Here is a 20,961-nt window from a genome sequence, read left to right as displayed (position 1 = left end):
ATGTCCGCTGCGTGCCAGGACCGGACGTTACTGATTTTAACCTTCCGAAAAAGTAGGCGTACCAACCGATGTAACAAATGTCTGCTAAAATTTCATATGGTTTTTTTAAGGAGAATAGATTTCATATGCGAATTCCTGATTATCCTTCGCGAGATTCTGATAAATGGGCACAGGTAGACGCCTGGTTTTCTGAAAAGCTCGCCCCTGAAGACTCAGATTTAAAATACACTCTCGCTAATAACATAGATCAAGGATTGCCCGCACACGATGTATCTGCTTTGCAGGGGAAAATGCTGGCCATTTTCATTCGTATGTCACGTGCTGTCCGTGTTCTTGAAATAGGCACGCTTGGGGGTTATAGCACCATATGGATGGCCAGGGCTCTCCCACCACATGGAAGCGTAACGACAATTGAATTCAACGAGCATCATGCAGAGGTTGCTCGCCAGAATATAAACAAAGCGGGGCTGGCTGAGCGCGTTACGTTGCATATTGGGGCAGCACTTGATGTCTTGCCAACACTTAAAGCCCCCTTTGACCTGATTTTTATCGATGCTGATAAAGTGAATAACCCACACTATCTTGAATGGGCTATCAAACTGTCGCAACAAGGTACTGTTATCGTTGGGGATAACACTGTGCGCGGTGGCGGTGTAATCGACTCCAGCAGTGATGATCCGAACGTTAAAGGTCTGCGAGAGTTTGTTCAGATGATTTCTGAGGATGAGCGACTTGAAGCTACAGCAGTACAGACTGTTGGTGAAAAAGGATGGGATGGTTTCGTCATGGCTATCGTTAAAGCCCGGTGATTATATTTTTCGCTAAGAAGAACGAACTCACCGCCAGCTCTTAATCACAACTTCTAAAGGATTGTCAAAAGCTGTGCTGCTTGAATTATGCCCAGAGCTTCAGCTCCTCGCTCAAAGCAGCCCTAAGTTTTGCCTTTGTCTGCTTCGTGCCATGAGCTGAACTTTCCGCTTATAAGTAAAATCGGGCCAACTGAAATGCGGGCCCAGGAAGGCTAAAGTGGTGAAAGGGCTTCCACTAAATGTTGGAATACGTAGGGGTCAGAAAGCAACTCGAATTCTTTGTCGTCCGGGTAAGTTACCGCCACGTGATAGTTTTCTCCGGCAAATGCCTTTACCGCATGCAAGTCCTGCCAGTAGGTAGCCAGAAAGAAATGCTCCCAGTCATCCAAGCTTTCCCTCCGCACGAATACGCCTCTATTTCCCGGTATGCTCCTTGAGTGCTCCACACCGGTCTTTTCAAGGTGTTTTGCAAATCCTTCTGCATGTTTAAGCGGAACACAGCCGTGCCAGGTTCTTACAATCATTAGCTTTTCCTCTTTTATCGGCAAAAACAGAACCATACCATTGGGAGGCATTAAATTGTGAGCTATCTGAAGATAAGGTCCAAAGTTCGAGTTATATTTTTATAATTGCGCAGCCATTATTCCGATCTGGATGTCCGCTTCTCGCTCACAACGGACCTTCAACTCAGTCAGCAATGTCCGCTGCGTGCCAGGAGCGGGCGTTGTCGCCTTACTGAAATTCGATGGGTATGCTTTAGAACTTTTATGGTAGATGTAAGGGGTTCGCAGAATAAAAGTACAAGGAAAAGCTATGAAGATCAGACTTGCTGTGCCTGTGGAGGCAGAGGAATGCTGGAACATTCGAAATCAGGCTATACGTTACGGATGTAAGAATAGTTACGATGATGCGGTTATTGCAGCCTGGACACCGGAAAAAAATGCCTGAAAGCTACAGAAACGTCATTGTAGCGAATCCTTTTTTCGTTGTTGATGCCACTGATGGCAGGCTGGGAGCTACAGGCTTTCTTGATCTGTCTTCAGGCAGTGTTGAGGCTGTATTTACGTTACCTCAATATACAGGTAAAGGGTTAGGTAGTCAGATTATTGAAGCCTTCAAAAGTGAAGCTCGTGAACGTGGATTTGAGCAATTGACTTTGTCCTCAACCCCTAATGCCCAGCTTTTTTATGAGAAGCATGGTTTCAAACTTTTGCGGGAAAGTATGTATTCATCTGCCCTGGCGCAGGCTGAACTGCGCTGCATGGAAATGTCTGTAAAACTCTAGAGATAGTGGTTCGTTGTCTTATCGCAATGATCAATATGCCCAGTTAACACGGCGGGTAGATCTTAAAAGCTTTAAAATTAACGTCCGCTCTTCGCTCATAGCGGAACAAGGTTCAATTATTTGATGCTGTTCTTCCTTTAACGAAGGCGACTGAACTCATTCTGCCTCGTAAGGGCGTAAAGAACTTCGTGATAAGTGTCTATATTGCTATCTGCCGTTCAGCGAGAGCATGTCTTGCTGCGCTTGATGCCCATTCATCGGATTGGTCCAGATTTTCAATCTCTGACTCTGCTATCGGCGTGACACGAATGAGCGGAACCGAACCGAAAGGCAATTTATCAATACTATGGGTATCACGGCTGAGGATGATTCGGGTCATTGGGTTATATTCATCTGTAAGCGTACAAAACAGGATTGCTCCATATTTTTCTACGTCGGCAGCAACCTGATACCCATCGGCAACGAGATCCCCGAGGTTAATCAAGAGATGAGCCCAGTCATCAATCTGGTGGCTGATAATATTCGACGCGTCGAACTCCATGAAAAGTTCACATCCTACGCCATTTTCCGGGTCTGCAATGCCGCACCAGGGTGTCGAGAGGCCATCAGTGACCAGCGTTAATGTGGTGTTGTTCTTAATGTCGAGCACCCGGCGATGGGGCCCGAACCATTTCGTCTGGTTGTGTACGTTCGCGTCATCTCGCTCAGCCTTAAAACCCTCTGAGACGCGGCCATACCTTTCCCAGAAGGCTCGCCTTGCTACAGATGCAGCCTCATAAATCGGATCCTGAGGACCGCGCGGCACAATTGTCTCATCGAAGAGTGTCTCAACCGTAACGCGCCCCCGTATCAACGGTATTTTAGACCTTGTCCAATGAACGATGACCTTATTAAAGGGCTGTACCCGTGATGCTTCCAGTTTCTCGACAATCTCCCGGACCTTCTGAATGGCGTGGTTACCCTCTGCAACATGACTCCCGTCTGCGTACATGTAGCCTCCGGTTTGTGAGGAGACTCCGGCCTGTTCGGTGATAAAGAACCATTCTCCGTTCACAGCGCCAGCGGGTGCCTTATCTAAGGCCGAGCGCAAATCCCTTGCCGCATCAGAATTGGAATATGCTGTCATGTCTGCCCCTTAGCTTCATGTCTTATGCATCATGCTTAGTTTAACTTTCTAAAAATTATAGTATTAATTATTTTCGACCAGACAAACTGAAAAACATCTACCGGGATCAGCTCCCCTCTGCCTGCAGACGAAACCATCCACTCAATTTTCTCTATTGACGCAGCACCGTACGTACACATTCCCGGTTTTGCGCGCAAAAGTACAAACTTCCGCTCCTCGCTCATCGCGGAAGATTCACTTCAGCATTTCCGTTCCGTGCCATCAGCGAACGTTACTAACATTGTTCCGTGTAAATCTATGGCAGCCGATCAGAGATACCGGAGATGGCAGAGAGTTTTGTACTGACAAGTCAGTGGGTAAGAAACTGCCCAAGAGCGCTAAAAAGAAGCCGCAACGCCCGGCGTTACGGCTTTCGTCAAAAGCTTAACTGATAAGCATTAGGAGATAATCCGGGCTTATTTTAACGACAAAGATCAGCAATCAGTGTTGTCCGCCGCTGGCCGATAACGCAAAGGTGCCCACCGGCATAACTGGCAGGTATTTTTGGTAATAATCGTGATAGTTTTTCACCGGATCAATATCCTTAAATAAATCTGGATAAAGAGATTTAGCGATGAACTGTACCATTGTGAAATCGACCAGCGTACGAGATGCCCCCTGATATACACCGTAGAGTTTGCCATTCTGAATCGCCGGTAATGAACCCCAGCCGTCACGGTGGGCGAACCCGTTGAGTTTAGCTCTTGCTGTGGCTTCATTGACGCCGATGCCCATTTCCAGTGCTGTATCAACTTTATTGTTTTCCCTGCCGGAAATAAAAATGACATCCGGTCTGGCGACCAGCAACTGCTCAGGATTAATTTCGCCCCACTGTTTAACAAATGGCGCAGCTATATTTTCGCCGCCTGCAAGACGCAGCATCACGCCCCACATATTTTCACCATAGGTGAAGGAATACTCCGCCGGACCTTTATTACCAAACTCAATGTAGACTTTTGGCTTAGGCAGATTTGCCTGTCTGATCCTGTCTTCAATCAGTGTGATGTTATTTTTATAAAGCAGGGCCAGCTCATTGGCGCGGTCAGTCTGGCCGGTTAATATCCCGATTATTTCCGTAGATTTCACATGATTTTCTACCGTCTGATCATTGTAATCGAGCACGACAACCGGAATATGCAAGTTCTGAAGTTGCGTGACTTCATACTTCAGCGCCGCGTACTGCCAGCTGGCCAAAATGACCACATCCGGCTTCAGGCTGATTAACTTTTCCAGCGACACATTGTGCAGGTCGATTTCGCCAATATCCGGAATGTCGGCAATGGAAGGACGGTGTTTAATATACATATCCCAGTTCGCAGGCACTTTGCCATGCCAGGCTTCACGCGAAATGCCGACAATATGATCAAACGCCTGTTCACCCCCCACCGCCATATAATCTTCGAAATAGAAACCCAATACCGCCCTTTTCACCGGCGTCTGTAAGGTTATTTTATTTCCCAGCACATCCGTCAGCGTGGTGGTGGCGGCACTGGCCTGACCGGTTATTGCAACGGACAATATGAAAAGCAAGCCTTGAAGTAACTTCATTTAATTCCCTTAGGTATTGTGTGATTATTATCTGAGGCCAAAATTTATATTTATAAAAACAGATTTATCAGATTTTAATTTAACTTAAGTTGCCAAAAAAGATTGAAAATCCCGCTCTGTCACTACCACCGTATTATTCCCATAACATTTCCTGAAATTCAATAAATTGAAAAGTGTAAAATGAGAAGGTGTTATAATCCAGGCATTCATTTGCACTCACAGACGATAACGATGATGAATAAAATACTGGTAAGTGCTTGCCTGATGGGGTTCAAAGTGCGCTATGACGGAAGCGAGAAAGCACAAATGACCGATCAGTTGCAGCGCTGGCAAAAAGAGCAGCGTCTTGTGATCCATTGCCCTGAACTGGCCGCCGGATTGCCAATTCCACGTCCTCCGGCGGAGATTGTTTCTACTGATGGCAAAGACGTCATGCAGACGCAGATCAGAATACATGAAATTACGGGGCAGGACGTCACTGAGCATTATCAGCTTGCCGCCTGGCTGGCACTACGTACCGCTCAGGAGTCAGGTTGTACCGCTGCACTGTTAACCGACGGTAGTCCAACATGCGGTAGCCAATTCATCTATGACGGTTCATTTAGCGGCCAGCGTAAGTCAGGTATGGGTGTCGCAGCTTCGTTACTCACGGAACACGGGATAGCCGTGTTTTCTGAGAAGAGGCTGGCCGATCTCATTGCCTGGATTGATGAGAAAGAACGCTGAACATATTTTTCATTGAGGTATGAACAGGAATTAGTTTTTTGTTTATTAATGGCGTCACACCTTCTCAGGCCAATTTGTGCCACAACACAATAAAGGATCGTAAGGTGTTTCCGGCAAATGAACGGCTCTTGAGCAGGTCAAAGGTGGCCTGTTGGTTGTTTTTTTGGTTCGATTTTGCAAAACTGCTCTGAGGATACTGACATGACCACCTTTCATCAACTTACCGCCACCCGCCTGGATGGCCAGCTCATTTCTATGGCCGACTATGCTGGCAAACTGGTTCTGGTGGTGAATACCGCCAGCCATTGTGGCTTCACACCACAATACGCAGGGCTTGAAACACTCTACAAGAAGTTTGCCGCCTCAGGTCTGGTGGTGCTTGGCTTCCCCTGCAACCAGTTCGGTAATCAGGAACCCGGTGGTGCCGACGAAATCGCGCAGACCTGCCACATCAACTATGGTGTGAGCTTCCCGATATTTGAGAAAGTAGAAGTCAACGGTGCAAATACGCACCCGGTATTTCGTTACCTGAAAGACCAATTACCCGGCATGCCGGGTGGACGGATCAAGTGGAACTTTACTAAGTTCCTGATCGGTCGCGACGGCAAACCGCTCAAACGTTTTGCCCCGTTCACCTCCCCAGAGAGAATGGAACCCCTCATTCTTGCTGCACTTGAAATCTAAGTGTTCCCGTCATTCAAACCGTCCATATTTAGAGATATTCCGGAAAACTGATGTCTGCTTAAAAAAAGGCTTAACGTGAGATATTTTCCCTTTTGCAAGCAGCCCCGTCTTTTACTCGCTAATTACCTCTGGATTTAATCATCAAAAACAGGCTTGTTCAGTTATGCGTTTTCCCACCAATACCACTTTGAAGCTTTGGGGGTCGACATTGAGTACCGCATAGCGTATTTGCGGACAAATCAGTTCTAAGCTTCGTTTGCTACAATCAAGCTGTATTAAAGTGCGTGGGCCGGATTCGGTTTGCACCCTATTGGTCTCAGGATAGTCGCTGCAATCAAACCCTTCTTTACTTAATTTTTCTTTCGCCGCATCCATGCTCATTCCGATAAGATTCAGGTTCCCGACTTCTCTGGCATGCGATTTTTCAGAAACCCGGGTCAGTACGCACCCGCTCAGTAATTGAGCGAAGAGTAAGAAAAATATAAGGATAAATATCTTTTTATGGTTTGTTCTCTGCATCAGGCGACCCTTTAGGTTTATACCTTTGAGCAATATTATCAGATATTGCAATAAACAGATTGAGGAGTAAAACTCAAAACTCTCCGCTCAAAACCTGAATAAACTCTGCGGGTGATTATCACAGGCAATGATTTTAACCCCTCCGGAAACTGAAACAATTAAATGTAAGGCTTCTTTTTCGACCTTCTTCTTCTAGTGCTCAACAATAACACCCTGACACAACTCTCCTATTTCATTCCGCACTAAATTGCGCACTTAACCAGCTGGAGAATGCCTTCATAGCGGGACTTTCGGCGCGCGTTTGTAACCGTGTCAGCCAGTAGCCTCCGAGGTTCATTTCAGCGGCAAATGGGCGGATGAGTTTTTCCGTTTGTAAAAGGTGATTGAAAATCTTACAGGGGGCGAGCGCAATGCCTGTCCCCATCAGCGCGGCTTCGATCATGGTCAGTGATGAGTCAAATATCATCACAGGTTGCGCGGGAGAAGGTGGATGTTCATTAATGCTTTGCAACCAGTGGCTCCATTCATCACGGCGAAAAGAGCGTAACAGGGTAAATTTATGCACATCGGCAGGATGCTGCAACTGGCGCGCAATCGCGGGAATACACAGCGGCGACAGGGGGGCATCGCAAATAAACTGTGCCTCTGTGCCATGCCAGGCACCGCTACCGAAGCGAATGGTGTAATCGTGACCTTCCGCAGCAGGATCAACGCGATTATTGTGGGTGGAAAGTTGCAGTTCAATGTGCGGGTGATGGTGGTTGAAATTATCCATTCGCGGCAACAACAAGCCGATGGCAAAGCTTCCTACCACACCCACTTTAAGTTTTTCCCGTACTTGCCCTGCCCAGAAACGATCCAACGTATCAGCAATACGATCGAAAGAATCATTTAATACCGGCAGCAGACTTTCGCCTTCCGGGGTCAGCATCAGTCCGCGTGAAACACGCACAAACAACGGGCAGCCCAGCTGCTGTTCCAGTGATTTCACCTGTTGGCTGACCGCCGCATGAGTGACATGCAGCTCTGAGGCCGCATTAGTAAAGCTTAGATGGCGGGCGGCGGCTTCGAATGATCTCAGGGCATTTAAAGGGATGTAAGGGCGAACCACGATTTCACCTGTAAGTTTTTCTTTTACCAGCCCCTAAAATTAACAGTTTGTTGCAATCTGTCAAACTGGGCAAAATTCAGGTGGGACAACAAACCATAAGGTTAAAAACAGTGAAGTTAATTTCTAAAACGTTGATAGCGACGGTATTGGCCTCTGTGTGCTCAATGAGTAACGCAGCCGCCCCGGATGTGGAAACTACCGTGAGCCAGGCGATAAAGCCTCTGATGCAGCAGCAAGGCATTCCCGGAATGGCGGTCGCGGTGGTGGTTAAAGGAAAGCCCTACTACTTTACCTGGGGCATGGCTGATGAAGCACAAAAGCGTCCGGTCACAGAAGACACCCTCTTTGAACTGGGCTCAGTGAGTAAAACCTTCACGGGTGTTTTGGGTGGCGTCGCCGTGACGAAAGGCGAGATTGCGCTTACGGATCCGGCCAGCAAATACTGGCACGCACTTAACACACCGCAGTGGCACGACATCACGCTGCTTCAGCTGGCGACTTACACCGCAGGTGGCCTGCCGTTGCAGGTCCCGGATGCCGTCACAGATGAGAAGGCATTGGTACACTTCTATCAGCAGTGGCAACCCCAATGGTCACCCGGAACCGCGCGTCAGTATGCGAACAGCAGTATCGGTCTTTTTGGCTTTTTAGCGGTCAAACCTACCGGACTTTCCTTTGAGCAAGCCATGCAACAACGCGTATTTACGCCTTTAAAGCTCAGCCACACCTTCATTACTGTGCCGGATTCTGCCAAAAGCGCTTACGCCTGGGGTTACCGTGAGGGTAAGCCCGTTCGTGTATCGCCGGGTATGCTGGATGCAGAAGCCTATGGGGTGAAATCTTCGATAAAAGATATGTCGCGCTGGATGCAGGCAAATATGGATCCGCAGGACGTGGCAGATAAGACGTTACGGCAAGCTTTGGATCTGGCACAAACGCGTTTTTATCGCACCGACGCACTCTATCAGGGGCTGGGCTGGGAAATGCTTGACTGGCCAGCTCAGGCTGAGCTGGCAGTAAACGGCGCAGATAACCAGATCGCGCTGGGCCCGCAACAGGTACGGAGTGCGCAGTCGCATCCGCGTGTAAATGCATCATGGGTTCACAAAACCGGAGCGACGGGCGGATTTGGTGCCTATGTGGCTTTTATTCCTGAAAAACAGGCAGGCATCGTTATGCTGGCGAATAAAAATTACCCCAACACTGAGCGGGTAAAAGCTGCGATGCAAATTTTAAAGGCATTGCAGTAATCAGCAATAAACCGATGCGGCACTCCTGTATGAAACCCCGTAACAAACAGGTACCTGTCTGAAATAAAAAAAACCTCCGTTTCTCAACGGAGGCCTTTTCGCTGACAGTCAGTCATGAATAACGACGTGCCCCGGCCACAGCTTATTTCGTCGCGCTGGACGCCAGGCGGATCTGAATATCGTTATCGAGGTTGTTCACCCAATGGTTGTAGCTGCGGTGAATTTCACCTTTCTCTGCCAGCAGGTTGGTGCTGCCCACATAATTAATGGTGTAACCGGTGGTGTTATAGGTGATGCGGATATCCGCTTTGTGTTCACGGTTATTCAGGTGGCCGTTAATCACGCCCGGCGCGCCATCCGTCATTATCCAGCCGCGTTTTTGCCCGGCGTCGATAATCGCCGTGCGGATCTGATTTTCTGAATTATGCGTGGTCAGCGTGGTGTGCGGCGTTAATACCGGCTCGGTACGCGCGCAACCGGAAAGTGCCATGACACAGACAAGCCCAATAAGTAACTTACTTGTAGATTTCATGTGAACCTTATAGATGTGTTTTATACGATAAGAAATTGAAAACTGGCCACAATATACGTCAACGCCGGAAAGGTGTCATGAGCGGCACAGGTTGAGCTGCGGCTTTTTTCCGGTTAGTATATAAAACATATATGTTTCGTATACTACTGAGGCACACTTATGGGCATCATCAAGATTTCAGAACTGATGCATGAAAACTTACGCATCGCCAGCCTGGCTTATACGCGTTCGATCAACGCGCAGGCCGAACACTGGATGAAAATTGGCATGTTAATGGAAACCCATCCGGACATGACTCACAGCGAAATCTCCCGGCTGCTGGTGCGTTGCAGCATGGAATCCGATGAGAACACCGACAGTTTCCGTACGCTGTTAAACGTGGGCGGCACACACAGGAAGGCAAGTAATGAATAGTGGTTTAGACAGCGCGTATTTTGTTAACAATAACCGGATGATCAAAACGCCGGAAGGGATCAGCAAAGCCCGCATCGCAGGCAAACTGGCCGCACGGGTTTTGCATATGATCACGCCTTACGTTGTGCCCGGCGTCACGACCAATGAACTGGACCGCATCTGCCACGATTTCATCGTCAACGAATTGCAGGCGATCCCGGCCAATATCGGCTATCACGGTTATCAGAAAACGACCTGTACCTCCGTCAATCATGTGATTTGCCACGGCATTCCGTCCGACAAAGCACTGAAGAAAGGCGATATCGTTAACATCGACGTCGCGCTGATCAAAGACGGCTGGTACGGTGACACCAGCCGCATGTATTACGCCGGTGAGCCGGGCATTCTTGCCCGCCGTCTGACGGATACCACGTATGAAGCCATGATGGCCGGCATTGAAGCCGTCCGCCCCGGCGCAACGCTGGGTGACGTCGGTTATGCCATTGCCGCCGTCGCGAAACGCGAAGGTTTTTCCATCGTGGAAGAGTATTGCGGCCACGGCATTGGCATGGGTTATCACGAAGACCCGCAGGTGCTGCATTATGGCGAAAAAAACCGCGGTCTGGTTTTGCAGGAAGGCATGCTGTTCACTATCGAACCGATGCTGAACGCCGGTAAAAAGCAGAATAAAGTGCTGCCCGACGGCTGGACGGTGGTCACCAAAGATCACTCGTTGTCCGCACAGTGGGAACACATGGTAGCCGTGACCAAAGATGGCTACGAAATCCTGACGCCGTGGCCTGAGCACGAATAAGCGGAATTTTTACCGCATCCGGATCATGCCCGATGCGATGATAAGCGCCTGACTGGTTGACTTTAATTCGAATACTACGAAAATGTTTTCATTCGAAAAACAACATGAAAGTCCCGGAGTTTATCATCGCTTCTTCCCCTGTTTTGCCCTTCGCAACTCCGGCTAAAAAGTCAGGCGTTCTTATTGCCTTGGCGCTGTTACTGGCGAGTTGTTCATCCGCGCCGCCGAAATCACTGGTCACGCCGCTGCCGCCGGTCGCAAAGCAACCTCTTGCGCCTAAAGGTGAGCAGAATAAAGAACCGGTGCGCGGCGTCTGGCTGGCGACGGTTTCCCGTCTCGACTGGCCACCGGTGTCTTCGGTGAATGTCAGCAGCCCCGCACAGCGTATCAGTCAGCAGAAAAAGTCCCTCACCGACAAGCTCGATAATCTGAAATCGCTCGGCATCAATACCGTATTCTTCCAGGTTAAACCGGACGGCACCGCGCTGTGGCAATCCAAAATTTTGCCTTGGTCCGATATGCTGACCGGCACGATTGGCGAAGACCCGGGTTATGACCCGCTGAAATTTATGCTTGATGAAGCGCACAAGCGCGGCATGAAAGTGCATGCGTGGTTCAACCCGTACCGCGTTTCGGTGAATACCAAACCTTCAACGATTGCCGAGCTGAATCGTACATTGTCACTCAGTCCGGCGAGCGTTTATGTGCTGCACCGCGACTGGATCCGCACCGCAGGCGATCGTCTGGTGCTTGACCCCGGCATTCCTGAAGCGCGTGACTGGATCACCAGCATCGTGGCCGAAGTCGTTACGCGTTATCCGGTCGACGGCGTGCAGTTTGATGACTATTTCTATGCCGAAACCCCTGGCTCGGCGCTCGATGACAGCATGACGTTCAGAAAATACGGTCAGGGATTCAGCTCAAAAGCGGACTGGCGTCGCCACAATACGCAGATGCTGATCGAACAGGTGTCCCGCACCGTCCGCCAGCTGAAACCGGGCGTTGAATTCGGCGTCAGCCCTGCCGGTGTCTGGCGTAATCTGTCGTTCGACCCTGCCGGTTCCGACACACGCGGCGCGGCGGCGTATGACGAAGCCTATGCCGATACGCGTCTCTGGGTGAAACAGGGTTTGCTCGATTACATTGCGCCGCAGCTTTACTGGCCGTTCTCCCGCAAGGCGGCGCGGTATGACGTGCTGGCGAAATGGTGGGCGGATGTCGTGAAACCGAACAACACGCGCCTGTATATCGGTATTGCGCTGTATAAAGTGGGCGAGCCGTCTAAGAATGAGCCTGAATGGACCACCGGCGGTGGCGTACCGGAGCTGAAGAAACAGCTCGATATGAACGAATCGTTACCGGGCATCAGCGGCACCATTCTGTTTCGGGAAAATTACCTGAACCAGCCGCAAACGCAGGAAGCCGTGCGTTACCTGAAAAGCCGCTGGGGCCATTAAGCCAGCGCGGATAAAACAAAAAAAGCCCCCTGCAATGACGCCGGGGGCTTTTCGTTTTCAACCTTAACTGCGCTCAATTTCTTTGGTTGCGCGATCTAACGCATCGGTGATTTTATACAGCGTTTCCTGTTCGATCGGCCCTTTCGCCAGCCTTAAATTCAGCGCTGAACGGATATTATTTATCGCCCTTTGCATTTCCGGAATGCTGCGGTTATTTGACAGGATCGCCAGCGAATGCAGCCTCTCAGTCACCGTCGCCAGTAATTCATCCTGCTGGTTCAGCAATGTCACGCCTTCTGCGGTGATCGTATATTGCTTCTTCCCGCCTTCTTCCTGATTCGCCAGAACCAGTCCCTGATCTTCCAGAAAAGTCAGGTTCGGATAAATAATACTGGCGCTCGGGGTGTATTCCCCTTTGGATAGCTCTTCGATGGCTTTGATCAGTTCATAACCGTGGGCGGAACGCTGTTGCAGAAAATGCAGCATTAATAGGCGGATATCACCGGTTTCGAACATTCTTTCACGACGGTGTTTTTTCGCAGCAATACAGTTTGCTTTGTTGCCGGATCCGGCGGGAGGACGGTCGTTGCCCAGAGGATTATTTTTCATCAGAACCATGGTTAAAATTGCGTAAAGATATCCCCTAAAGATAACGGGTTAAGCCCCCGACCACAATCTCCCCTTCACGTGCGAAGGGGAGCGTTTTTATGATGGCATTAGTTCATGAAAGTAAAAGGCTTATAGAAATCTTCGCCCAGCCAGTGATAAGCCGCAGGCTGCGTCGCCAGCGGTTTGCGCACATAGCTGGCGGCAGAATTCACATCGCCTTTGCCGCTGTACACTGCGTAATCCGGGTACGGGAAAACCGGGCGAGAAGCGGCATCTGCCGGGATTTTCTCCAGACGGATTTCAGTTGCTGGCTTTTTACCGCGTTCCGGCAGCGGTTGCCCGAACGACGTTTTCTGCTCTTTTGCCGCCTGATACGTGGTGATGTTATCCGGCGCAGTGCCCTTTTCCACCCAGTTCATCATAGGTGTGAGGAAATCCACCAGGCTCGGGCCTTCACCGCCGGAGCAGTGATGCACGCCCGGCAGCAGATATAGACGCTCAAACTGATCGCGGCTCGCCGCCCCCATGACGTTGCCGACGGCCTGATGATAAGCCACGGAATTGAGCGGTGAAATGTGCTGATCCGCCCAGCCGTGCCAGATAATCAGCTTGCCACCGGCGGCTTTAAACGCCGTCAGATCCGGGTTGGTCGCGTCATAAAGCGGATGCATTTTGCGCAGTTCGTCAAACGCCGCTTCGGTGAACTTCACGTCTTTTAACGTAAAATCCGCTGGCGGATTTTTCTCGTAATTCATGTATTTAAGCGACGACAGCGCGATCATCTGGCTGAAAATCGGGTCGCTGGCTTTTTCCGGCACAAAGACACCTTCCCACGCCAGTTCTGAACCCGGCATCGGGCCGCCGACAATCAGTTTTTTGCCGGTTTTCGGATCTACAGGCCCCGCATACAACCGGTTCAGCGCCGTCAGTTCTGCGGTGGATAAACACGATCCCTGCGGCGTGGCCGGATCGGTTTTACACGCCAGAACCGAGGTGTCGAAATGGCAACTTTGCGGGTCGGCAATCAGGCCATCGGTCTGACCATCCCGCGCGTCGCATTGTTTGAGCACGGCGTTGTGGATCAGCGGCAAACGCGCGGCCAGCAGCACCGGTTTGCCGTCAGGCCCGGTATTGGAAAGCGCCTGCCAGGCGTGATAAACCGCATTCTGCGACTGGAAATTCATCGCGGCGGCACCGGCAATAATCCCGTTGAAATCATGCGGGAAGCGCTGCGCTTCCATCAGGGCTTCACGGCCACCGTCCGAGCAGCCGTTAAAATAGGAATATGCAGGCGCGCGGCCATAGAAAGCCGTGATCAGCTTTTTCGACACTTCCGCCGTCAGATGCTGGCTGCGGTAGGCGAAATCCACGCGTTTCTGAGGATCTTTACCAAAGTCACCTTCCTTCATGGAATGGCCCATGTCGGTGGCGGCCAGAACAAAACCGTTGGTATTTAAGGGCGTACAACCCGCTGCTGCGCCGATTTGCAGCTGAATATTCCCGCAAAGGCCGCCGCAACCGATTTGCATATAGCGTTGCTGCCACGATGAAACCGGCAGGATCACCTGAAAACCGATCTCAGGATGCAGATTGCCATCGACTTCACAGGCCGCTGCGCCGTTCACGGTGATTTCTTTGGCGGTCGTGATCCGGCTGCCTTCGCCGCCAATGTCGGTCAGCGAAACGTCGGCAAGTTTTGCGCAGGACATCACCGGCCTGACCACCTCCCGCGCAGGCGCTGCGGGATCAGCAGCGATACTGAAAGAGGAATATCCGGCTAACAGCAGAGGTAACAGACAAAGCGCCCGCCAGCGCCCGTTGAGGCTTTTTAATTTCATAACCATTCCTTTGAATAAAGATTCAGAATTTGTCATAAGAATTATAATGATGGCAGAAATAATAAATAATGGCGTTCAGGGCGGCTGCCGTAATGATTTGCGCGGCAGTTGCAACAAAGTATTAATTCGTAGCGACTGAAATAAAAAACCGCAGATAACAGGGAAAATACGTTCCGTTATCTGCGGGAAAATATTCCGTCACGCTTTACAGGGGTAAATCAGTTCCGGCGCAGAAAATTATTTCGCATGCCAGTACGCCACGCAGCGGACAAAGTTTGCATCCAGCCCGCGGGTTTCGGTGAAATAATCACTCAGGCCTTTGACGAATTTCCCTTCGCCGGTGGCCCAGACGTAATAGTCATTTTCAGGCAACATCAGACTTTGCAATTTCTGCACAACCGCATCATCTTCGCGATAGCCATTATGCTCATCGCTGACGATCCACTCGATGTTGAAATCTTTTTCTTCATCCAGATAACTGATGCAGCTCACGTCCTTCACTTTCACCAGTACGGTGATTTTTGCGTTTACAGCCGCCTCTTTCAGTTCACGCAGGCGGCGCTTTACTGCCGGAAGACCGGTTTCATCGCAAAGATACAGCTGCCACCGGTAGGTCGTCGGAATAATCAGGGAACCGCGCGGCCCGCCAATGATCAGTTTATCCCCCGGTTTGGCATTGTCGGCCCATTCGCTGGCCACACCGCCGTCATGAATATAAAAATCCAGCGTCAGTTCGTTAGTTTGCGCATCAAAATGCAGCGGTGTGTATTCACGGTTAACCGGACGCGGGCCTTCGCCCCAGGCAATGCCGTCTTCTGTGGCGGTCGGCGGAACAATCATGTCGCCCGGATTTGCCGGGAAGAACAGTTTGATGTGATCATCAAAACCGCGGGACGTAAAACCCTTCAGCTCGTCACCGCTCAGTACAATGCGTTTAAAACAGCCGGAAACCGTTTCCGCGCTTTTTACCGTGATGTGGCGGAAAACCAGTTCGTTCTTAACGCGCACCGGCAGGTTGGCGGCGGAAGATTCAGTGCGTTTGTGTTCCATATTTTTTCTCTCAAGGTGGCGAAACTTATCGTCGCGAGCCCGCTCAGGACGTGAATGATTCTCAATTCAGTGAAAGATATATCTTAGTAATATTTTATGCAACGACTTCAAAAAAAAACCGACCATCGCGAAGAAGGCCGGCTGGCGGTTTGTGCAGCAGAACGCACCGGGTGGATTAACGCACCGCGCCGCGCAAAAACATATCGACGGCGCTGCTCACCATCTGGCGGATTTCCGCAATTTCCAGCGGTGCCGGATTACGCTGATAGACGCGCGTGTTGGTTTGCGCCGTCACCAGCGCCAGAAACTGTAAGGCGCGCAGATGCGCATCGGCCTGCGCCAGTTGCCCTCGCTCCATCGCACTGCCCAGGAATTTTGCCAGGATATCGACGCTCTCCCGTGGCCCGGCGTCATAAAACAACGTGCCGATTTCGGAATGCCCGGACTCGGCGATCACCATGCGATACACCGCCAGCGCGGAGACATCATTGGTCAGCACCAGCAACATTCTTTCGCCAAAACGGGTGAGGATGGTTTCAAGATTGGCATCCGCCCACGTTTGGGTCAGATCGCTGACGGCGTCGGAAAGATGCCCGGTAGCATAGGCTTTCACCACCGCCACCAGCAGCGCTTCTTTCGACGGGAAATAGCTGTAGAGCGTGGCCTTTGAACCGCCGAGACGCCGGGCGAGCTCATTCATTGACGCGCGTTCGTAACCGGTTTCCTGAAACAATTGCGCTGCGGCATCGATAATCGCCTCCCTGCGGGCTTCGGTGCGGACTTTCATCTTCCCTCCTGACGTTGCTATTACGGCCACGGCTAAAAAACCGTCGCGGCGAAACTGTACAGTACAGTTCCCTGATGTCCCCACTCTAACGACGGGTTTGTGCCTTGTAAAGCGACCCGCGTAGCCCATTTTTCAGAACGAAGTGCAAAGATTTCGTTAAGAAGCGCATTTTTATTTACCATTTTGTTGATAACAATTATCAGTATCATTATCATTCGCACAAAGCTGAAATGGGTAAGGACTGTAATTAAACCCATATTTTATAAGGACAACGGCTTTTTCACGGAAGATTAAAGCAGATGACAAGCGCGTCTGAATTTGTCGAAAGGCAGTAAATGCGAGCAGAACTTAAAAAAATTAGTGCAGGACTAAAAACAAATGTTCAAATCCTTTACACAGCAGGGTTTGGTGAAAAACGTCATTTTCATGGGGACGATTCTCACCACCACCTTTAACGTAAACGCAGCGGAAGCCGTTAAAGACAACACCGATCTGGCACAGAACAAAGCGCAATCTACAGAAACCATCAAAAAGAAACCGGTGGTGCGCAGTGCGAAGGATCTGGCACAGAACAATGAAGAAGTGATGACCGTCACCGAGACCCTGCCGGATAAAACGCCGGGCTCAAAAACCACCATCACTGCGGCTGAAATGCAAAAACGTGGCGGTAACGATTTCGGTACCATCATGCGTTATGAGCCACTGATCACCGCGACCGGCTCAAGTGGCGGTTCCGGCAACGGCAAAAGCGGCTTCGACCGCAGCGGTTACACCGGCTATAACATTCGTGGTCTGGAAAGCAACCGCGTCAGCATCGACGTTGACGGCATTCCACAGCCAAGTGCTACCGGCCGCAGCTACGCCAGCCGCGCTGGTTTAGGCACATCCGGCATCGGCCGTGATTACATCGACCCGTATATTTACGGCCAGGTGGATATCGAATCCGGCGCAACGTCAGCCGAACGCGCCAACACTTCCATCGGCGGCGCCGTTTCCTTCCTGCCAAAAACCGCAGACGATTACCTGCGTCCGGGTAAAGAAACCTATTTCGGTTACCAGTCTGATTATGATTCTTCAGACCGTTCATGGCACAACGGCATTACTGCCGCTGCCGGTGATGAAACCCTGCGTGGCCTTGTGGCGATCAGCCGCCGCGACGGTCAGGAAACCAGCAACAACAGCGGGACGCACGACGCTTATCCGGCGAACTGGCACTCTAACGCCATCATGACGTCCGGTATCTGGCAGCCAAACGACGAACATAAATTCACCGGCACGCTCGATTACTACGAGAAAATTAATCACACCCATTACGACGCGTGGAACAGCGCTGGCAGCTCCATTCTGGGTACCGCACAGCAGCAAAGTAACACCCGCCGCTGGGGCGCAAGCCTGAAAGACGAATGGACACCGTTCAACGATTTCGCTGACGCCGTGGTCTCCAAAGTCTATTACCAGTACACCCAGGCGCACGACAACACGTACATGCCGAACGCCAGCAAAGAGATGATGAACGTCTATTCCGATTACGACGTCAGCACCTATGGCGCGGAAACCAGCTGGCTCAAAACGCTGGGTCGCCACGAGCTGAGTGCCGGGATCAACGGTCGCATCTCTAACACTGAACGTCCGTTCCGCGAAAGCCCGGACCAGAGTGTTTACACCACCATCATGCAGCCGGAAGCCAACAGCCGTTCTTACGTTCTCGGCGGTTTCCTGCAAGACACCATGAAGTTTGACCTCGACGGCCATAACTTCGGCATCGTGCCTGCGGTGCGTGTGGCGTACCAGAATACGAAAGCGACAGACCTGTCCGATTTGTCTAACAGCACCGTGTCTGAAAGCCAGGTTTCTACTTTGTACGGTAAAGCCAACTCCGATACGCAGGTTCTGCCATCACTGGCATTCACCTATGACATCACGCCTAAGCTGATGACTTACCTGCAATACCGTCGCGGCGCACAGTTCCCGGATGCCAGCCAGCTTTACGGCTCCTGGAACCTCGGTTCTTCTTATGCCGGTTCTCAGCAATATGCGCTGATCGGTAATACCAATCTGAAAACCGAAACCAGCAACAACTTCGAATGGGGCATGAAAGGTGAAGCGACCGAAGGCGTGACCTTCAAAACGGCCGTGTTCTACAACACGTACAAAAACTTCATCGCTAACACCCGTTACACCCGCGCAGGCAGCCCGGGCATGTTCACCAACGTGCCTTCCAATATTTATACGATTTATCAGGCCGAAAACCGCGATGAAGCGTTTATCTACGGTGGCGATCTGAGCACTAAAATCAACTACGGTACGTGGTTCAGCAGCGTTGACGGTCTGAGCACCAGCTTCGCACTGGGTTACGCCAAGGGTGAATCCAAATCCAGCTACGCGGGTGACAAATACGTTGATATCGACAGCGTTCCGCCAATGAAATTTGTAGCCGGTGTGGCATGGGATGATCCGTCAGGTGTCTACGGTACGGCGCTGACTGCAACCTTCGTGAAAGGTAAAAAAGCCGAAGCGACCAACCGTCAGAGCTACACCAACGCCGGTACACCGATCACGGATTCCACCACGGAATACATGAATGTTCCTGGCTACGGTTTGCTTGATGCAACGGCCTACTGGAAAGTGGCGAAAAACGTAAAACTCAGCGGCGGCGTCTATAACATCACCGACCGTAAGTACTGGGATTACCTGAGCAGCCGCAACCTGACTGAAACCACCAATCAGGATGCATACAACAAAGCGCTGGCCGTGATGCCAGGCCGCAGCTTCCAGCTGGGCGTGAATGTCGATTTCTAAGCGATAATTCATCACCCGAAAACCTGAGCGCTATGTGAAAACATGGCGCTTTTTTATGTTTCAAGATGCAGGTTATGGCCAATACCCCGCGGCCATCTGGCAGATTTTTTCATCGTTTCCCGGGTGCTAGTTTTTAATTTCCATCCATGCTGTCCCAAAGCGAAAGGAAATAAAAAAATGCCGATTACCCGTACTCAGGGGACTGCATTCCCCCATATTTATCTGCCAAATAATGCTCAGAAACAGTCCGTCTGCAACGTGATTGCCCTGTTGCAATATGCCGGTCTCTGCGGGCTGCGGGGCAACGTCGAACCCACGGTGTCATGCGTGTCGATATGCAGGGGCATATTCCGGATTCCGTTCCGTAATGGCTTCTGAGATGTTTTTTTAACGCCCCTGTCGCTTTTCGCAGAGGCGCTTTTGTGTCTGATTATCAGCAAATAAATGGTTGCCGCGCACAACAGCCCACACCGGAAACGACTAGACTCCCTGTTTTCCTCATCATCATTTCACTGAGAGATTACATGGAATTAATCAGAAAACCGCTCGCGCTGGTGCTCGCCCTGTTGCTGTCACCTGTCTGCGTAAACGCCACCACCCTGCTGAACTACACCGATCATGAACCGCTGGGTGGCACGCGCACCCGCTTCATCAATGACGTTTTCTTCCCGGCGATTGAAAAAGAATCACAGGGTCGTCTGAAAATTAACGCGCACTGGGGCAGCGAACGGGCGACCGGTTATAACGCGCTGAGCGTAATCAGTAAGGGTTCAGCAGCGAATATGGGCACCGTTGTGCCGGAATACGCGGCCAAAGATCTGCCGCTGCATCAGATTTTTAAAAGCTTTCCCGCCGGGCCGACCGGTGACCAACAGATTGCATTCTTCCGCCGCGTTTACGCCGAAATTCCGGCTTTTCCTGCCGAGTTACATCACGAAAACGTCGTGAACATTTTCTTCGGTACCGGTTATCCGGTGGCGTTTTTCAGCACGCATCCGCTGAAAAATCTGCAAGATATCCGGGGCACGACGTGGCGTTCAGCGAGTTTCTGGCATCAGGATTTTCTGCGAAATGCGGGCGCGAAGCCGGTAACAATGCCGTGGGGGCCGGAAACGGTGAAAGCGTTTCAGACCGGCGCGCTGGACGGCATTATGGTCAACGTGGACAGCGGTTATGACCTGAAAATTCAGAAAATGGCACCGGAGGTTTTAGTCTCGCGCGAGCTGTGGCTCGGCCACGTTTATCTGCTGGTGATGAATGAAAAGGTCTGGAACGGGCTGGCGAAAGCCGATCAGGATGCCATTCACCGCGCCGCAGAAACTGCCTACAAAACTGCCGGTCAGGCGATGAACAACGGCTATATAAACCAGCTGGATGCGCTGCGCAAAGGCGGCGCAAACGTCCGCGAACTTCAGCACAGCGAAGTGGAACACTGGCAAACGGTGAGCCGTTATCCGGAGATTCAGGCCGCGTGGGCAAAAGAGCAAACCGCAGCAGGCGTGACACAGGCGGCTCCGGTGCTGGAAAAAGTCCGCGCAATTTTGGCAGATGAGATGAAGTAATTAAATCGCTCCGGCAGAGGTGA

The 20,961-nt window shown here is 50.9% G+C and carries 19 protein-coding genes and 1 pseudogene; 10 read left to right on the top strand and 10 right to left on the bottom strand.

Annotated elements, in window-relative coordinates:
• Positions 1 to 125: 125 nt before the first annotated feature.
• On the top strand, positions 126 to 809 hold the full coding sequence (locus GW579_RS16000; protein ID WP_056770766.1) for an O-methyltransferase: 684 nt from the start codon (positions 126 to 128) through the stop codon (positions 807 to 809).
• A gap of 212 nt (positions 810 to 1,021) precedes the next feature.
• Here GW579_RS16000 and GW579_RS15995 read toward each other — a convergent pair whose 3' ends face one another.
• Complete coding sequence (locus GW579_RS15995) at positions 1,022 to 1,333, bottom strand: antibiotic biosynthesis monooxygenase (RefSeq protein WP_165060108.1); 312 nt, start codon at positions 1,331 to 1,333, stop codon at positions 1,022 to 1,024.
• Positions 1,334 to 1,622: 289 nt separating this feature from the next.
• Here GW579_RS15995 and GW579_RS15990 point away from each other — a divergent pair.
• Positions 1,623 to 2,094: pseudogene (locus GW579_RS15990) on the top strand (GNAT family N-acetyltransferase).
• A gap of 199 nt (positions 2,095 to 2,293) precedes the next feature.
• Here the strand turns inward: GW579_RS15990 and GW579_RS15985 are convergent.
• Positions 2,294 to 3,220 (bottom strand): hypothetical protein, encoded by a 927-nt coding sequence (locus GW579_RS15985; protein ID WP_165060102.1) that lies wholly within the window; start codon positions 3,218 to 3,220, stop codon positions 2,294 to 2,296.
• A gap of 480 nt (positions 3,221 to 3,700) precedes the next feature.
• Positions 3,701 to 4,807 carry an ABC transporter substrate-binding protein gene (locus GW579_RS15980; protein WP_165060099.1) on the bottom strand — a complete coding sequence of 369 codons (1,107 nt, stop codon included), beginning with the start codon at positions 4,805 to 4,807 and terminating at the stop codon, positions 3,701 to 3,703.
• 231 nt (positions 4,808 to 5,038) lie between these two features.
• On the opposite strand from GW579_RS15980, the gene GW579_RS15975 reads away from it, so the two are divergent.
• On the top strand, positions 5,039 to 5,533 hold the full coding sequence (locus tag GW579_RS15975; protein ID WP_152326609.1) for a 2-thiouracil desulfurase family protein: 495 nt from the start codon (positions 5,039 to 5,041) through the stop codon (positions 5,531 to 5,533).
• Positions 5,534 to 5,734: 201 nt separating this feature from the next.
• A complete protein-coding gene (locus tag GW579_RS15970) occupies positions 5,735 to 6,217 on the top strand; it encodes a glutathione peroxidase (protein ID WP_165060097.1) in 483 nt (160 codons plus the stop codon).
• A gap of 141 nt (positions 6,218 to 6,358) precedes the next feature.
• Here the strand turns inward: GW579_RS15970 and GW579_RS15965 are convergent, their stop codons facing one another.
• A complete protein-coding gene (locus GW579_RS15965) occupies positions 6,359 to 6,736 on the bottom strand; it encodes a hypothetical protein (protein WP_165060094.1) in 378 nt (125 codons plus the stop codon).
• Positions 6,737 to 6,968: 232 nt separating this feature from the next.
• The gene (gene ampR, locus GW579_RS15960; protein ID WP_165060091.1) at positions 6,969 to 7,847 is read right to left on the bottom strand and encodes a LysR family transcriptional regulator AmpR; all 879 of its coding nucleotides are present in this window, start codon (positions 7,845 to 7,847) and stop codon (positions 6,969 to 6,971) included.
• 164 nt (positions 7,848 to 8,011) lie between these two features.
• Here ampR and ampC point away from each other — a divergent pair, with 164 nt between their 5' ends.
• Positions 8,012 to 9,097 carry a class C beta-lactamase gene (gene ampC, locus GW579_RS15955; protein ID WP_152326613.1) on the top strand — a complete coding sequence of 362 codons (1,086 nt, stop codon included), beginning with the start codon at positions 8,012 to 8,014 and terminating at the stop codon, positions 9,095 to 9,097.
• Between the two features lie 142 nt (positions 9,098 to 9,239).
• Here the strand turns inward: ampC and GW579_RS15950 are convergent, their stop codons facing one another.
• A complete protein-coding gene (locus GW579_RS15950) occupies positions 9,240 to 9,629 on the bottom strand; it encodes a hypothetical protein (protein WP_152326614.1) in 390 nt (129 codons plus the stop codon).
• Positions 9,630 to 9,788: 159 nt separating this feature from the next.
• Here GW579_RS15950 and GW579_RS15945 point away from each other — a divergent pair, with 159 nt between their 5' ends.
• From GW579_RS15945 to GW579_RS15935, 3 genes are all read left to right on the top strand, one after another.
• The gene (locus GW579_RS15945) at positions 9,789 to 10,043 is read left to right on the top strand and encodes a ParD-like family protein (RefSeq protein WP_104925134.1); all 255 of its coding nucleotides are present in this window, start codon (positions 9,789 to 9,791) and stop codon (positions 10,041 to 10,043) included.
• Complete coding sequence (map, locus tag GW579_RS15940; RefSeq protein ID WP_420821546.1) at positions 10,036 to 10,836, top strand: type I methionyl aminopeptidase; 801 nt, start codon at positions 10,036 to 10,038, stop codon at positions 10,834 to 10,836. Before GW579_RS15945 ends, map begins: the two co-directional genes overlap by 8 nt.
• 104 nt (positions 10,837 to 10,940) lie before the next feature.
• The gene (locus GW579_RS15935; RefSeq protein ID WP_165060089.1) at positions 10,941 to 12,293 is read left to right on the top strand and encodes a glycoside hydrolase family 10-like protein; all 1,353 of its coding nucleotides are present in this window, start codon (positions 10,941 to 10,943) and stop codon (positions 12,291 to 12,293) included.
• Positions 12,294 to 12,356: 63 nt separating this feature from the next.
• On the opposite strand, the gene GW579_RS15930 is transcribed toward GW579_RS15935, so the two are convergent.
• The 4 genes from GW579_RS15930 to GW579_RS15915 form a co-directional block, all read right to left on the bottom strand.
• Positions 12,357 to 12,902: a PadR family transcriptional regulator gene (locus tag GW579_RS15930; protein WP_152326616.1), complete on the bottom strand. Its 546-nt coding sequence runs from the start codon at positions 12,900 to 12,902 to the stop codon at positions 12,357 to 12,359.
• A 107-nt stretch (positions 12,903 to 13,009) separates the two neighbouring features.
• Positions 13,010 to 14,740: a tannase/feruloyl esterase family alpha/beta hydrolase gene (locus GW579_RS15925; RefSeq protein WP_235937402.1), complete on the bottom strand. Its 1,731-nt coding sequence runs from the start codon at positions 14,738 to 14,740 to the stop codon at positions 13,010 to 13,012.
• A gap of 237 nt (positions 14,741 to 14,977) precedes the next feature.
• Complete coding sequence (locus tag GW579_RS15920; RefSeq protein WP_165060083.1) at positions 14,978 to 15,790, bottom strand: siderophore-interacting protein; 813 nt, start codon at positions 15,788 to 15,790, stop codon at positions 14,978 to 14,980.
• Positions 15,791 to 15,965: 175 nt separating this feature from the next.
• Positions 15,966 to 16,577 carry a TetR/AcrR family transcriptional regulator gene (locus GW579_RS15915; protein ID WP_152326618.1) on the bottom strand — a complete coding sequence of 204 codons (612 nt, stop codon included), beginning with the start codon at positions 16,575 to 16,577 and terminating at the stop codon, positions 15,966 to 15,968.
• A 426-nt stretch (positions 16,578 to 17,003) separates the two neighbouring features.
• Between GW579_RS15915 and GW579_RS15910 the strand changes: the two genes are divergently transcribed.
• Positions 17,004 to 19,376, top strand: coding sequence for a TonB-dependent receptor domain-containing protein (locus GW579_RS15910; protein WP_420821552.1), 2,373 nt, complete (start codon positions 17,004 to 17,006; stop codon positions 19,374 to 19,376).
• Positions 19,377 to 19,900: 524 nt separating this feature from the next.
• On the top strand, positions 19,901 to 20,938 hold the full coding sequence (dctP, locus tag GW579_RS15905; RefSeq protein ID WP_165060077.1) for a TRAP transporter substrate-binding protein DctP: 1,038 nt from the start codon (positions 19,901 to 19,903) through the stop codon (positions 20,936 to 20,938).
• The last annotated feature ends 23 nt before the right edge of the window (positions 20,939 to 20,961 follow it).

This window comes from Rahnella contaminans (assembly GCF_011065485.1).
GTDB lineage: Bacteria > Pseudomonadota > Gammaproteobacteria > Enterobacterales > Enterobacteriaceae > Rahnella > Rahnella contaminans.
This window is presented reverse-complemented; position numbering and strand designations above follow the sequence as displayed.